Origin of the sequence: Pseudidiomarina tainanensis, assembly GCF_004214835.1 — a bacterium.
In the GTDB taxonomy this organism is placed as follows: domain Bacteria; phylum Pseudomonadota; class Gammaproteobacteria; order Enterobacterales; family Alteromonadaceae; genus Pseudidiomarina; species Pseudidiomarina tainanensis.
The window spans coordinates 248927-263751 of record NZ_PIQJ01000002.1 but is presented as its reverse complement, the minus strand read 5'-3'; the positions used below and the strand labels follow the sequence as shown (position 1 = coordinate 263751).

Genomic DNA, 14825 nt, shown 5'->3' with positions numbered 1-14825 from the left:
TCACTTATTTAACTAGCTGTGACTCACGGAATCCGGAGTGTCTCAAGACCTTCCTTAACCCAACCAAAAAGATGCGCGATTATCGCAAGTCACAGCTCCATAAGCAAGGTTTACGGCGTATTCGTTACAATTCGTGGTGTGACGAAAATTAACAGTTCACGCTTTTCGTTAACTTGGCTATCAGTACGGAACAAAACGCCAACGTATGGAATATCACCCAGCAACGGCACTTTTGAAATGTCGTTTAAGATTTGCTGTTGGTAAATACCACCTAACACGATGGTTTCACCGTTCTCAACTAATACCTGCGTGCTGATCTCCTGAGTATCAATCGATACTGCAGGGCCAGTTGGCGTGCTCACGGTTTCGCCACGGGTATTTTGCGTGATCACTAAGTCGAGAATAACGCGATTATCTGGCGTAATTTGTGGCGTTACCGTTAACCCTAAAACAGCCTTTTTGAACTGGACTGAGGTGGCACCCGAAGAGGCGCTTTCCACGTATGGAATTTCGGTACCTTGCTCAATGTAGGCTTCTTTTTGGTTCGCAGTAGTGATACGCGGGCTGGCAATGATTTCGCCCTTGTTTTCACGCTCCAGTGCCGACAATTCGAGGTCTAACAAACGCCCATCAGCTAGTTTGGCAACTTGGAAACCAATGGTGGCTGCCGGTGATGCAATTGGCAGGTTCACGTTGAAGTCACCGGTCACATTGGTACCAGTACCCCATGGTGGTGGCACTGAGGTGTCCAGTGCTGGTTCGGTGATACCCCAGCGAATACCGAGTTCATCACTAATATTGTCACGTACCGTCACCATCCGTGCTTCGATGATTACTTGTTTTACCGGCACGTCGAGTACTTTTACCATCGCTTTAACGGTATCGATTTGTTCCGGCGTATCACGCACGAGTAGCGTGTTAGTGCGCTCATCCACAGTTACTGCACCGCGACTCGATAATAAGTCTGAGCTGTCGGTACGCAAAATCTGCGCAATCTCATCGGCTTTGGCGTAATTGATTTGAATATATGAGCTTTCAAGCGGCGCAAGCTCTTGCATGCGCTGCTGACTTTCAAGCTGTTCCGCTTCACGTTGGGCGAGTTCAGATGCTGGCGCAACAATCAGAATGTTCTCATCGTAGCGTTTATCCAGCCCTTTCACGCGCAAGATAGTTTCGAGCGCACGTTCCCAAGGAACATTTTCAAGACGCAAAGTGATATTACCCGTTACGGACTCACTGGCAACCAAGTTGAGGTTGTTCTCGTCGGCCAAAATCTGAAGGAGTTGACGCACAGGAACATCTTGGAAATTCAACGAAATCGGCTTCTGACTCGATTTTGCTTGAGCTTCTTGTGCATCCACTTGCGGTGCTTCAGCAAGGTTCAGGCGCAGGTAACCATCAATTTGTTCTAACTGATGTTTAAATTTGCGCTTACCAGCAATTTTAATGCGGCTATTACGACCGTCGCGGAACGTTTCCACGTATGCGACCGGGGTTGCGAACTGGCTGACATCTAAGACATAGAGAAGATCTTCGGGTAACTCAGTGTCATACAAAATAAGTTCGAGATCATTACCACGCATGCGCGCTTCGTGCTCAACATTATCTTTGTTCAAAGCGATACTGACTTGACCAACATCATTCGACAGACGGAAGAAATTGATATTGGTTACCGCAGTTTTCTTCGGTTGTTGTTTACTCTCGGTACGGACTTCTGCGCGTTGTGGCTCGGCAGGTTTTGTCGGAGTTTGAGTTGCCGCTTCTGGTTTAGCTGGAGCTGGCTTGGTATCAGTGACCGGACGCCGCTCCGCTTTTTCTGGTGCCGGTTTCGGCTCAGCTGGCTTGTTGCTTGGGGCCGGTTTCGGCGTTGCTGGCTGAGGCGACGGTTTAGCGCTTGTCGCAGCGGTTTTGCTACCATCTTTCGGCGCCACGAAAACTAAAACCATCACTTCACCAAAGCGACTCATTAAGTTTTCAAGCGGTTGTTTGGTATACACACGCAACATTAAATCTTCGCGTTGCTGCTCAATTTCAACGTAATCCAGCAACGGATGATCCGGCAGATTTAAGCGGCCATCTGGCATGTTGGCGCTGGTGCCAAGCAATAAAAATTCATGGAGATTTCGATTGCTGCTGCGAGTGACAACGGGAGACTCGACACGTTTCGAAAAGTGCGCTTCAAGATTGAAGCGATCTTTATTCAACGCAATCTGCTCAACCCGTAAGAGCTCATTGGCTGATACCGCAAGTGGCATCAACAGCAGTAGACATAAGGTACGGATTAAGTGCTTCATTAGTTCGAGCTCCTTTGCGAGTTCAGCAAGGTTAACGATACGTCGCGTTGCTGCCAGCAGCCGTCACCGGTTGCTAACCATTCACGAATCGAAATTTGTTGTGGAGTAATGGCGATGATGCGGCCGTTGTCGAGACCGATGAAATCACCACGTTGTACGCGGAATAATTTACCTTCGTTGGAAACCAGTAGCCCGATGAGCTGACCATTTCCTGAACGCATGGTGCCGCTCAAAGCCAACTGATCCAGGGCGACACCCTCTAAACCACCCTTAGGTGCACCGAGTGTTGGTTGCGGACAATTTTGGCCTGATACTTGCGCAGCAGAATCACGCAACGGTGTCGGCTGAAACGGATTACGAATATCGGCGCCGGTGTAGACAATACGTTCAAGCACAGGAAGCTCAGGCGGTGGACTAATACCAGGTTTCGCAGTTTGCTGAACCTCACTTGTGAACTGCTCGAGATCTTGGTGACCCGTTGGTGCACAGCCTGCTAAGAAGCCAAATGCAGCTAACGACACAATCATTTTTTTCATCATGGTTGTGTCCTCAAAGTTTGCTGACGATAGGTTTCAGCATTCACTGACAAGCTGAGTGTGCCTTCGTCATCTTGTAACTGCATCTTGAAATCTTTCACACTAATAATGCGATCAAGGCTCGACATCTGACCGACAAAGTCACCGATTTGATGGTATGCACCTTTCAATTCAATGCGCATTGGCAGCGCAGTATAAAACTCACGTGGCTGCGGCATGAGCCATTCGATGCGGTCAAAGCGCAAGCCACTCTTGGTGCCAATTAAGCTAATGTCATCCAAAAGCTTCGGTGTTTCGTCGTCGTTTGGCAGCATCGCAAGCAGTGTTTCTAGGTCGCTATTGAGTTGCTCAAGTTGCTCCCGATAGAGCGGCAAATTCACAGCCGTTTGATATTTAATACGATAGTCTTCTTTAAGTTGCGCTTCTTTCGCCACTTCGCGTTTATAACTTGCCCATTCGTCGGCCAATATAAAGTGGTAGCTTAAACCTAAGACAGCAATAGCAATGATGACCAGCACCGCCATGCGGAATGGTCGCGGCCAAAATGGCAACTCGTTAATATCTAATTCACGTAGGCTATCCATACTCATGTTATTTTTTCGCCTCCGTGGTAGTTGGCGGCACAATCGTGACCACCAATGAAAATGCATCGTAATCAGAATTCGCATCGACACCGCGTGCGCGACCACGAGCGTTTGAGTTCGCCGAAACCACGTTACGTAGTTCAGGATCAGCAAATACCGGTGATGCTTTTAAATCACGTAAAAATTCTGAAACTCGATTATTGGAAATACTGCGACCGCTAATAACTAGCTGCAAGTCACGTTTTTCAAGCGAATGAAGATAAACACCATCTGGCGTTCGTTCGGTTAACTCGTTAAAGATAGTGATGGCGGTATTGCGATCTTCGTGAAGCGATTGAATCAGTTTGATACGATTTAAAATCTCTTGTTTCTTTTTATTGATGCTATTTATTTCGGCTATCTGGGCATCAAGAATTTGAATTTGCGATTGCAAAAAGCCATTGCGCCGTTGCTGGTAGCTCTTGTAATCACCAATGACCATGTAAGCGGCGCCAAAAATAACTGCTGCAATGCCAACAGCGATGCCAGCATGGATACCAAAGCGAGTTTTTGCGCGCTGCCGAGCTGTTTCGCGCCATGGGAGTAGGTTTACATGTGCCATGTTGCAAAACTCCGTAGCGCCAGACCTATCGATTCAACGAATCGCGGCCCGTGATTTTGTAAATGCGAGAACTTGCTCGGCAAAATAAAGTGCTCAAACGGGTTTAACGCATGTACTGGATATTCCACCTGCTCACTCAGGGCTTCGGTAATCATTGGCAACATCGCGCCGGTATTAATCAGCAAAATTGCGGCGAAGCCTTTATCTGCAGCATTGCTCTGGTACATCTGCACACTGCGGCTCACTTGATTCCACAAGTTACTTAAGAAATCTTGAATAATGAGCGTTGGGAAATCATCGATATCGCCTGAGCGCAACTTCGCCATAATTTCGCCGTGGTCGATGCTACCGTCTTCATCCAGTGCGCTAAGTAAAGGGGTTAAGCCCCCTGATTGTGGCCGGTGAAACGCCACTTCGCCTTGATGCACGACGATAATTTGAATCGAGCTCGTGCTGATATCGAGAATTAAATAAGGGAGTTTGCTCTCAAGGACTTCCGGGTGCATATGCGGTAACAGGTGACCACAGGCGCGCGCAATCGCTTGGTTGTCGACGTCCATGATGGCAACTTTATAACCCGCTCCCTCAAGCGCTTGAACACGACTATCGACACTAATGGTTCGGGTTGCAGTGACTAATACACGTTGTTGCCCGGGTAAGGTTTGGTGCTCACCGAGACTTTCAAAATCATAGCGCACTTCATTGATGGGGAAGGGGATAAGTGCTTCAGCTTCACTTTCAATTTTTTCTGCAATCGCTTCATCGTCTAAATCAAGACTCATTGGCACTTGCTTAGAAATTGCTTGGGTGCCTGATACCGCCGCGACGGCAACGCGAGTGCTGCCCATACGCTTACGCACCTGCGTAATCATCTTGGCAAGTTTCTCGATGTCGGAAATTTCATCGTCGGTAATTAAATTCTTCGGTAGCGACACTTCAGCAACGTTCGTTATGTCGTAAGTATCACCGCTAGGTACAAGCTCAATTGCCTTAACTGCATCCGAAGCAATATCAATTCCCAGACCTGGCTTTTTTCCCAGACCAAATAGCCCCATAATGCTCCCCTGAATTGGACCGGTTTTAATGGCATTATATTATTAAAATTGTTCTATGCCGAACCTCATATTAAGCAGAAAGGTAAGCATTGTGCAAAGTTCTTTGCACAATCTAAATAAACATTACGTTTCTGTCCTTATCTTTCTATAATATGAACGTTAATTGCGCAACCTGTAAAACAGTATAGTCGAAAGGAAAAAAAGGGGCTGTCATTGAAGATTTTTAAGTGGGTGCTTGGCGTCGGAGTGGCGCTAGCAATTCTGGGCTCGATTGCCGTTGTTGGTTTGTACTTCTACTGGGAAGACGACTTGCCGAGCGTGGCCGAGTTAAAAGAAGTGCGCTTGCAAACCCCAATGCAGGTGTATTCCTCAGACGGTGAAATGATTGCCCAGTTTGGTGAAATACGGCGAATTCCTCTGCAACTTGAAGAAATTCCCCAGCCACTTATCAATGCTTTTCTTGCCACGGAAGACCAACGTTTTTACGATCATTTCGGTATCGACCCAATTGGTGTTGCTCGTGCGTTTGCCTTGTTAATCAGTACCGGGGAAATTCAAGGTGGTGGTAGTACTATCACTCAGCAACTGGCGCGTAACTTCTATTTGAGTTTTGAACAAACCTGGACGCGGAAAATAAAAGAAGCTTTTATTTCACTGCGCATGGAAAAAGAGCTCACCAAAGACGAAATATTAGAGCTCTACCTCAATAAAATTACTTTTGGTCATCGCGCGCACGGTGTTGGTGCTGCAGCGCAGGTTTATTATGGTAAAGATGTGCAGGATTTAACATTGGCACAAATGGCCATGATTGCGGGTTTACCGAAAGCACCATCAACAATGAATCCCATCTCTAATCCAGAGCGAGCACGTGAGCGTCGTGCCACGGTGTTAGGGCGCATGCTGGCCGAAAACTTTATCAGCGAAAACCAATATCGCGATGCCTTAGCAGAACCCATTGAAACTCGGTTACATGGTGCCGAAGTAACCATGAGTGCGCCCTACTTAGCTGAGATGGTGCGCGCCGACATGGTGGCGCGTTATGGTGAAGATGCCGCTTACAACTCTGGTTTTAAAGTCTACACCACCGTGAATGCGAAACAGCAACGCGCTGCACAACGCGCTGTGCAGCTGAATTTACATGGCTACGATGAGCGTCACGGTTATCGTGGTGCTGAGCAAATACTGTGGCAACCTGATGAAGAAGCTTGGGAATTTGATGCCATTCGTGAGTTTTTGCGCAGTCAAGAAGCAATTGGATTAACCGTACCGGCTGTGGTGCTGAGTGTTGCCGAGAAATCTGCGCAGGTATTAACAGCGAGCGGTGAACCGCGCGAATTGCCATGGTCTGGGTTGGCGTGGGCTCGAGCGTATATGCATGCTGATCGGCAGGGTCCGGCACCGCAAACGGCAACCGACATATTAGCCCCAGGACAACTAGTTCGCATTCGTGCGACTGAGCAGGGGCTGCGTTTAGCGCAAGTGCCAGAGCCAAGCGGTGCAATTATTTCATTGCGTCCGCAAGACGGCAGTATTGCCGCAGCAGTGGGTGGTTACAGTTTTGCGGTGAGCCAATATAACCGCGCCATTCAAGCAAAGCGTCAGGCCGGTTCAAATATTAAGCCGTTCATTTATTCCGCCGCCTTAGAAAATGGCTTTACGCTGGCAACCTTGGTCAACGATGCGCCAATTAACCAGTGGAATCCCGGTAGTGGCATTGCCTGGCGTCCGCGTAACTCGCCCGATGTCTATGAAGGACCAATTCGGGTGCGCCAAGGTTTAGCAAAATCGAAGAACGTGGTTTCAGTGCGTTTAATGCGCGCTATGGGGATTGATACCACCGTTGAATACCTCACTCGGTTTGGCTTTGTTATTGATGAATTGCCGCGCAACGAGTCATTATCACTGGGTTCAGCGTCAATGACGCCGTTAGAAGTTGCACGCGGTTATGCGGTATTTGCAAACGGTGGCTACTTAGTCAATCCGTACTTTATCGAGCGCATTGTCGACAATAACGACGAAGTAGTTTACAGCGCGCGTCCTGCGGTGGCGTGTGTGTTGTGCGAGGAAGAACGCGACGTGGTGCAAGCACCGCAAGTGATCTCTGAGCAAAATGCTTATTTAATCACCGAAGCGATGAACTCCGCAGTATGGGGTGGCGGTAGTTGGCAACATCGTACCGGTTGGAATGGTACCGCATGGCGTATTCAGCGTTCAAAACCGATTGTTGATTTAGCTGGCCGCAATATTGTCGGTAAAACCGGTACCACCAACGATGTTAAAGATACCTGGTTCTCAGGTTTCGTGAGTGGCTTAGTTACGACCGCATGGGTGGGTTTTGATAACCTAGAACGTGCGCTTGGCAGCACCACGATGAATGAAAACTTAGATAGTAACGAGCAACCGATTTCCGGAACTGAGGCGGGCGCGAAAACGGCTTTGCCAATGTGGATTGATTACATGGAAACCGCGCTTGAAGATGCGACCATTGAACCATTCCAAGTACCACCTGGGTTGGTGATGGCACGGATTGATCTGGCCACCGGTAAACTCAGCCGTAAGAACGATTACACCACGCGGTTTGAGTACTTTTTGCCAGGCACAGCGCCAACCGAGTATGCCGATTCGAAGTCGTCGTCAAAAGATATCTTTAGTGACGACGACTCGATTTTCTAATTGCTAAGGTAGGGAATTAACCTTGATGCCGGTTGCTGAGACGACTCAGCAACTGGTTCAAGTCAGATTGAACGCCACCTGCAGTCACTTCTTTACCTGCACCAGGACCACTAATCACTAACGGCATTTCGTGATACCAGTCGGTATAAATCACGAAGATATTCTCACCCGGTATCAAGTTCGCTAGCATGTCGCCTTCTGGGATATATTCAATCCCAACGCGGGCGCGCACACTGTCATCATCTTGCACCGCGAAACTGGCTAACAAGCGCGGCACTTTTTGTGTTTGTTGCGCGTCGGTATACAGGTGATGCATGGCATCATCGAGCTCCGGCAACCGTTGCATAAACTCTTCCAGCGAAATCTCTTCGAGTTGCTCTGGCAGCAAGCTCTCAACGTCGATGTCTTTCCAGTCGAGTTTAAGACCAATTTCGCGCGCCAAAATCAGCAATTTGCGCACGATATCCTGGCAGGTTAAATCCTCACGCGGATCGGGCTCACTTAAACCGCGGGCTTTCGCTTCGCGCACTAAATCGCTGAATTTCACCTCAGCATTAAAGTTTTCGAAGAGCCAACTCATAGTACCCGAGAAAATACCTGAAATACTGCGAATGGTGTCGCCAGAATTGCGCAGGTCATTCAGTGCATAATTCAGCGGTAGCCCAGCACCCACAGTCGTGTTGTAATACCATTCACGTTCGTACTCGCGCTGAATGGTGCGAATTTCATTGTATTGCGATTCACCTGAGGCGCCAGCGCGCTTGTTGGCACTGATAATATGCAAACCGTTGGCGAAGAAGCTTGGATATAGCTGAGCAACTTCAACCGAATCAGTCAAATCAAGCATCACCAGCTCATCACATGGCGCATTTGGCAGCTCAGGAATCAATTGGCTGAGCTCATAAGGGCGCGCAAATTTATCGAAACTCGCTTGCCAGTCGTCCAGCTCTAAACCATTGTAATCAAGCCACATGCGGGTCGAGTTCAAAATACCCAAAATACGTACGTCCATTTGCTCGTTAATACGCTCGCGCAAGCGACGATATAACGATAACCAAGCGCTACCGATGTTGCCGCGACCAACCACCAACACGCCGAGGCTACGACGATAGTTAAATAGCTGACTGTGCAAGCGATTAAGCAGACGGTTATCCAGCTTCTGTTCAAGAATCGCAATCACTGCATTGCTGTCTGGCGAGAATACCATGCGACGCAAGTTCTGAGCACTTAATTCGGCTTTAAAGGTGCTGTATTGGTCGGTTTCTTGAATGCGATTACCCACGAGTGCAATCATCGAATAACCTTGCATTTGCACCACATGATCCGACTTATCAACTTGCTCTAACCAACGCTCTAAAAACTCTAAATGGTTTTGGTGATAGGCATAGTAAGCATGGTGTTGTGCAATTTCGTTCCAGCTAATCAATGGCGTAAGATCAAGATCTTCAAATTGCTGTACTAACTTCGCATCGCTTAAATCCACACGGAACAGCACCACATCGGTGAGCGACGTTAATACTTTGCCTTTCGGCTCCGTGTCTTCGTACTGGCCAATACGTGTTTGTTGATTTTCAACTTTCAAACTCGAGCGTACCGCGATCACCATACGCTCGCGATTCACTGGTTGGAAAGTCCGTGGGTGCAACACCGGGCTACCCAAACGGGCGAGCTCTTCAGCCTCCTGCCAATCAAGAATCGGCAAGCTGACTACCCGCTCTACTTTGCGTGGGTCAGCTGAGTAAACCCCAGCGACATCTTTCCAAATCGTGACCTGTTTAGAATCGATCAGGCTACCGACCAGCGTGGCTGAGTAGTCACTGCCGTTTCGACCAAGAATCAGCGAGTTACCGTCAGGGTCGGCACAAATAAAGCCAGTGACAATAAACCGGGTGCCAGCATGTGGGGCAATACGATTTAATAATCCGGCGCGCGAGACGGGCACGCGAATATGCGGCTCAGGAGCATCATCGGCCACCAAAAATGTACGCGCATCAATATAATCAGACGTCACGCCTTGTTGCTGTAACAACGCAGACAATAAGCGCGCACTCCACAATTCGCCGTAAGAGAGTAGCTCTGGGCGGCGGTTAATTTCTTCTTCGCCGTTCAGCCATGCCCACCAGCGTTTAAAGTCATGCTGCGATTGCTCCAACACGCGCGTTTGAATATCACCGTTGAGTAACTCAGTGATCAGGCCCTGCTGGTATTTTTCGAGCTGCTTGAGAAGCACTTCGGCAACGCCTAAGTCATCTGCCTTGGCATCAATAATGGCGAGAATGCGGTTGGTTGTATCACCAGCAGCCGACACCACGACCAAATCGCTGGCGCCTGCATATTCGGTGACAATACGCGCCACACGACGGTAACAATAAGCATCAGCTAAGCTGCTGCCACCAAACTTATGAACCTGAACCGTATCGGCTACAGCTTGTATTTGCTCTGGGGTAACCTGAACCTCAACCGTCATGATGCGTGTGCGTTCTCCTGTAAGAAAGCCTGTGAGAAAAGAAAATAAAAATTCGATTATACGGTGCTGTGTTGCACCAATAAAGCGTCATTACGCAAGGTTAGCACAAAAAGACGTATAGACAGCTATGCGTATAAAGTTGACTGTGCCAATTTCGCCAGTACAATTCAACACATTGTGCAGGGTCTTTTAGTCACACATTGAACACGAGGTGCAGTATGGAATGGGACGGCGATTATATTTACCCGTATGTTGAGCACGGGAAAAAAAGCGAACACGTGAAAAAAATCACCGTGTCAATTCCTACACGCGTCTTAAAAGTGCTCACCGACGAGCGCACCCGTCGTCAGGTTAAAAACTTACGTCACGCAACGAATAGCGAGTTATTGTGCGAAGCGTTTTTACATGCGTTTACCGGCCAACCACTGCCAACTGATGATGACTTGCGCAAAGACAACCCGAACAAAATTCCACAAGCGGTGCGCGAAGAATTACAACGCCGCGGACTGCCTATTCCCGAAGATATCAGCGACGACGTTGAATAAGATTCAGCAAATAAAAAAGCTGCAGCCAATTTGGTCTGCAGCTTCGTCGTTTACACCAGAACGATTACAGTAAATATTCTAGCGCCGTTTCATCGCAATTATGTTTACGCGGACACAGCTCACAGTCTTTCATCACTTTCTCCGGTAGCTTTTCTTTCAGTGTTAGACGGAAATTTAATTTGCCGAAAAACTCTGGAACGCGAGTCAGCACAATCGTACGAGTAATGCCGAGTTCACGCGCTTTCCATAATGAAAAGGCGACCAGCTCTGCGCCAAGTCCTTTGCCTTGGGCGCTTGGGAATAATCCAAGACTGCGAATTTCAGCTAAACCAGTGCTGTAAACATACAGCGCGGCACAGCCAACCACTTCATCGTCAATTTCTGCCACTGCAAAACTTTGAATCGCTTGCAGAACATCGGCTTTATCGCGCGGTAAGTTTTCACCTTGATCGGCCCAGTAGGCAATCAGCTCGCAAATTTTATCGACATCACTCAAACGCGCTTGGCGTACGTGCTTACTCGCTGCTTCCGCTGCGTGTAACCAATCTTGCGCATGCTTAATGGCTACCTTCACGGCGCTTGGTGCGGTGCCGCCCATTGCTTTGCGCTGTTGCAATCCGTATGCGAGATCTAAAGTGGCGTACACGTCATCTTCGACCAGCTCACACACCTGCTGAAAATCAGCCAACGCGAGCTGCTCAAGCGCAACGCCCTGTTGTTGCGCGAGCACGACCAACTCACCAGTAAGGTGATGCGCGTCACGAAACGGCACACCTTTGCTGACCAAATAATCGGCAAGCTCAGTCGCATTGCTGTAGCCGAGCGCAGCTTGCAGCGCGGCATGTTCTTTATTCACTGTTAACTCGGGAATCGCAAAGGCCAACATCTGCAGACATTGCAAGTAACTATGAAGGGCATCAAATAAGCCTTCTTTATCTTCCTGCATGTCTTTGTTGTAGGCCAATGGCAGACCTTTTAGGGTTATCTGCATAGCATGTTGATGACCCATGACCCGCCCAGTTTTACCCCGCAACAGCTCAAATAAATCTGGGTTTTTCTTCTGTGGCATCAGCGACGAACCACTACTGATTTTATCGCTCATGCTAAAGCAACCCGACTCACCCGAGCAGTAGAAAATAACGTCTTCTGCTAACCGCGATAAATGAATCATGCCAGTGCTGGCGGCGTTTAATAAATCTAAAACGAAGTCGCGATCAGATACGCCATCCAGGCTATTTTCACAGGCATAGCGGAAGCCCAACTCATGCGCGAGCGCCTCGCGATCAATCGCGGCAGTCGTACCCGCCAAGGCACCACTGCCCAGAGGGCTCACATCGAGTCGACGGATAGTTTCCCGTAATCGACTGACATCACGCTGCAGCATACTGACATACGCCATTGCCCAATGCCCAGCCACAATCGGTTGTGCGCGTTGTAAGTGGGTATAACCCGGTAACATCGCATCCTGATAAGTCTCGGCAAAGCGCAATAAGTTCTCAATTGCCGCCAAGTTTGCCGTGACTAAATGTTGCGCAAACTGCTTGCAGAACAAGCGCAGATCGGTGGCGACCAAATCATTGCGACTGCGACCGGTGTGTAGCTTTTTAGCCGTCGCACCAATTTGTTCAATCAGCTGGGCTTCAACCCAGCTGTGAATATCTTCGGCATTCGTTTGTAACGGCAGCTCCGGGTGCTTCGCGATTTGTTTCACTAAACTGTCGAGCGCTTGTTGTAACTGCTGGTTTTCTTCCGCAGTAATCAGCGTGGCTTGCTTCAGCGCATTTGCCCACGCCTTTGATGCTTGCAGATCAAACGGCGCCAACACATAGTCAAACCGCAATGAGTCGTTAAATTGTTTGAATTCAGCGGCGCTTGGCTCGCTGAACCGTCCACCCCATAAGCTCATGGTTTACTCCTTGCTGGTCGCAGCAGTATCGTCGCCAGCTTGCTGATGTAACGCACGGATACGGCTTGCTAGGCTATACAGACGAATAAAGCCTTCGGCATGCTTTTGATTATAGACTTCGTCTTCATCAAAAGTCGCAAACGCATTCGAATACAAACTATTTGGCGAACGCTTCTGGGTAACTGTGACTTGGCCTTTGTAGAGTTTCACCACAATATCACCGCTCAATGGTTCAGCAATTTTGGTAGCAGCAGCCAACATCACATCTTTAAGCGGCGTAAACCAGCGGCCGTCATACATTAATTGGGCAAATTCATTCCCTAAGCGAATGCGATAATCTTGCGAGGTGCGATCCAACACGAGACTTTCTAAACCTTGCAGGGCGGCATATAACACTTCGCCGGCTGGGGTTTCGTAACAGCCACGTGATTTCATCCCAACCAACCGGTTTTCAACCATGTCCAACCGACCGACACCGTGCGCACCAGCAATTTGATTCAAATGTAAAATCGCATCCACTGGGTTATACGTCTGCCCGTCAATATGCGTCAGCTCGCCCTGATGAAATGACAACTTCAGATACTGTGGCTTATCCGGAGCTTGTTCAGGCGCGACCGTCCAAGTCCAAACTTGTTCAGTTGGCTCGTTCCACGGGTCTTCCAGCTCGCCACCTTCGGTCGAAATATGCCAAAGGTTGGCGTCGCGGCTATAAATTTTAGTGGCCGATGCACTACATGGAATATTGCGCTCTGCCAGATAAGCCAATAATTGCGGGCGTGAACGCATGGTCCACTCGCGCCAAGGGGCAATCACTTTCAATTCCGGCGCTAATGCGGCAAAGGCTGATTCAAAGCGAACCTGATCGTTACCCTTACCAGTACAACCGTGTGCCACAGCATCCGCGCCCACTTGGCGGGCAATCGCCACCTGCGCTTCAGCGATAATTGGCCGTGCCAATGCGGTGCCCAATAAGTATTGGCCTTCATAGATTGCACCGGTTTTTAAGGTCGGATAAATCACTTGCTCGGCAAATTTATCTTTCAAATCGACGATGTAACAACTGCTGGCGCCCGAAGCGATGGCTTTCGCCTCAACGCCTTCGAGTTCTTCGTCACCCTGACCGACGTCTGCCACAAAGGCGACTACTTCACAGTCATAATTTTCCTTCAACCACGGCACAATGGCGGATGTGTCCAAGCCACCCGAGTAAGCGAGAACGACTTTATTGACTGACTTACTCATGCGTGAGCTCCTTCAAATAATTTAACTAAAATGGCGTTTTGCGCGTGTAAACGGTTTTCAGCTTGCTTGAGTACCAAGCTTTGCGGGCTATCAATCACTTCCGCAGTGACTTCGCGGCCGCGATACGCTGGTAGGCAATGCATAAAATACTTCGCGCCAAGGCGCTTCATCAAATCGCTGTTCACTTGGTATGGTGCGAAGTCATGCATCACCGCATTGTTATCGCGGTTTTGCCCCATCGAGAACCAAGTGTCGGTATAAATAGCATCGGTTGGTTGCAGTTGTGTTAAATCGTGCAGCACGGTAATGGAACCACCGGTTTGTGCTGCTTGTTGCTGGGCTACCGCAGTTAACTCAGCATCGGGCGCATAGCCTTCTGGCGTCACCACCTGCATATGCATACCCGTGCGCGCAGCACCGGCCATCAGCGCTTGGCAAACATTGTTGCCATCACCAATGTAGGTAAGGTGTACGTGGCTTAAGTCGCCCAATTGTTCTTGCAAGGTCAACAAGTCGGCGAGCGCTTGGCATGGGTGACAGGTATCACTCAGAGCATTCACAACCGGCTTATCGGAAGCTATTGCCAGATCATTCAACGTATTTTGCGAGTAAACCCGCGCCACAATAGCATCATGCCAAAGCGCCAAGTTGGCACCGACATCCGTGGCTGGCTCACGCTCACCAATTAAATTCTGCGCATCGAGATAAATACTATGACCACCTAAACGGTGAATACCTGCGGCGAAACTAGCGCGCGTACGCAACGATGGCTTCTCGAACAACAGTGCAATACTTTTGCCCTGCAAATAAGTTGACCAAGCCGTTGGGCGCTGTTTGATGGTTTGCGCCAACTGCAATAAATCAGTGGTTTGTTGCGGGCTTAATGCCGGCATTTCTAATAAATCATTCATGGATGTTGTTA

11 protein-coding genes are annotated in these 14825 nt (G+C 48.9%); 2 read left to right on the top strand and 9 right to left on the bottom strand.

What is annotated here, in order from left to right; translation table 11 throughout:
• Positions 1-110: 110 nt before the first annotated feature.
• The 5 genes from pilQ to pilM are packed head-to-tail and all read right to left on the bottom strand — an operon-like array spanning position 111 to position 5070.
• A complete protein-coding gene (gene pilQ, locus CWI82_RS09780) occupies positions 111-2294 on the bottom strand; it encodes a type IV pilus secretin PilQ (protein WP_233340245.1) in 2184 nt (727 codons plus the stop codon).
• A complete protein-coding gene (locus CWI82_RS09775) occupies positions 2294-2833 on the bottom strand; it encodes a pilus assembly protein PilP (protein WP_092857444.1) in 540 nt (179 codons plus the stop codon). The genes pilQ and CWI82_RS09775 overlap by 1 nt, the downstream gene beginning before the upstream one ends.
• The gene (locus CWI82_RS09770) at positions 2830-3420 is read right to left on the bottom strand and encodes a type IV pilus inner membrane component PilO (protein WP_165383918.1); all 591 of its coding nucleotides are present in this window, start codon (positions 3418-3420) and stop codon (positions 2830-2832) included. The genes CWI82_RS09775 and CWI82_RS09770 overlap by 4 nt, the downstream gene beginning before the upstream one ends.
• A gap of 1 nt (position 3421) precedes the next feature.
• The gene (locus tag CWI82_RS09765; protein WP_130203398.1) at positions 3422-4015 is read right to left on the bottom strand and encodes a PilN domain-containing protein; all 594 of its coding nucleotides are present in this window, start codon (positions 4013-4015) and stop codon (positions 3422-3424) included.
• Positions 4003-5070, bottom strand: coding sequence for a type IV pilus biogenesis protein PilM (gene pilM / locus CWI82_RS09760; RefSeq protein WP_092857438.1), 1068 nt, complete (start codon positions 5068-5070; stop codon positions 4003-4005). The genes CWI82_RS09765 and pilM overlap by 13 nt, the downstream gene beginning before the upstream one ends.
• 213 nt (positions 5071-5283) lie before the next feature.
• Between pilM and CWI82_RS09755 the strand changes: the two genes are divergently transcribed.
• Positions 5284-7743 (top strand): penicillin-binding protein 1A, encoded by a 2460-nt coding sequence (locus CWI82_RS09755; protein WP_130203397.1) that lies wholly within the window; start codon positions 5284-5286, stop codon positions 7741-7743.
• Between the two features lie 16 nt (positions 7744-7759).
• Here the strand turns inward: CWI82_RS09755 and metL are convergent, their stop codons facing one another.
• Positions 7760-10210: a bifunctional aspartate kinase/homoserine dehydrogenase II gene (gene metL, locus CWI82_RS09750; RefSeq protein WP_130203396.1), complete on the bottom strand. Its 2451-nt coding sequence runs from the start codon at positions 10208-10210 to the stop codon at positions 7760-7762.
• A 218-nt stretch (positions 10211-10428) separates the two neighbouring features.
• Here metL and metJ point away from each other — a divergent pair, with 218 nt between their 5' ends.
• On the top strand, positions 10429-10755 hold the full coding sequence (metJ, locus tag CWI82_RS09745; protein WP_130203395.1) for a met regulon transcriptional regulator MetJ: 327 nt from the start codon (positions 10429-10431) through the stop codon (positions 10753-10755).
• Between the two features lie 64 nt (positions 10756-10819).
• Here the strand turns inward: metJ and argH are convergent, their stop codons facing one another.
• Genes argH through argF form a run of 3 tightly spaced genes read right to left on the bottom strand, consistent with a single transcriptional unit; the run spans position 10820 to position 14814 of the window.
• Complete coding sequence (argH, locus tag CWI82_RS09740) at positions 10820-12661, bottom strand: argininosuccinate lyase (protein WP_130203394.1); 1842 nt, start codon at positions 12659-12661, stop codon at positions 10820-10822.
• A 3-nt stretch (positions 12662-12664) separates the two neighbouring features.
• Entirely contained in the window at positions 12665-13903 is a 1239-nt protein-coding gene (locus CWI82_RS09735; protein WP_130203393.1) for an argininosuccinate synthase, read from the bottom strand.
• Positions 13900-14814: an ornithine carbamoyltransferase gene (gene argF, locus CWI82_RS09730; RefSeq protein WP_130203392.1), complete on the bottom strand. Its 915-nt coding sequence runs from the start codon at positions 14812-14814 to the stop codon at positions 13900-13902. Before argF ends, CWI82_RS09735 begins: the two co-directional genes overlap by 4 nt.
• Between the last annotated feature and the right edge of the window lie 11 nt (positions 14815-14825).

Excerpts from the sequence above, each read along its gene's own strand:
- pilQ (WP_233340245.1), bottom strand. The coding sequence starts at position 2,294 with ATGAAGCACTTAATCCGTACCTTATGTCTACTGCTGTTGATGCCACTT.
- CWI82_RS09775 (WP_092857444.1), bottom strand. The coding sequence starts at position 2,833 with ATGATGAAAAAAATGATTGTGTCGTTAGCTGCATTTGGCTTCTTAGCA.
- CWI82_RS09770 (WP_165383918.1), bottom strand. The coding sequence starts at position 3,420 with ATGAGTATGGATAGCCTACGTGAATTAGATATTAACGAGTTGCCATTT.
- CWI82_RS09765 (WP_130203398.1), bottom strand. The coding sequence starts at position 4,015 with ATGGCACATGTAAACCTACTCCCATGGCGCGAAACAGCTCGGCAGCGC.
- pilM (WP_092857438.1), bottom strand. The coding sequence starts at position 5,070 with ATGGGGCTATTTGGTCTGGGAAAAAAGCCAGGTCTGGGAATTGATATT.
- metL (WP_130203396.1), bottom strand. The coding sequence starts at position 10,210 with ATGACGGTTGAGGTTCAGGTTACCCCAGAGCAAATACAAGCTGTAGCC.
- metJ (WP_130203395.1), top strand. The coding sequence starts at position 10,429 with ATGGAATGGGACGGCGATTATATTTACCCGTATGTTGAGCACGGGAAA.
- argH (WP_130203394.1), bottom strand. The coding sequence starts at position 12,661 with ATGAGCTTATGGGGTGGACGGTTCAGCGAGCCAAGCGCCGCTGAATTC.
- CWI82_RS09735 (WP_130203393.1), bottom strand. The coding sequence starts at position 13,903 with ATGAGTAAGTCAGTCAATAAAGTCGTTCTCGCTTACTCGGGTGGCTTG.
- argF (WP_130203392.1), bottom strand. The coding sequence starts at position 14,814 with ATGAATGATTTATTAGAAATGCCGGCATTAAGCCCGCAACAAACCACT.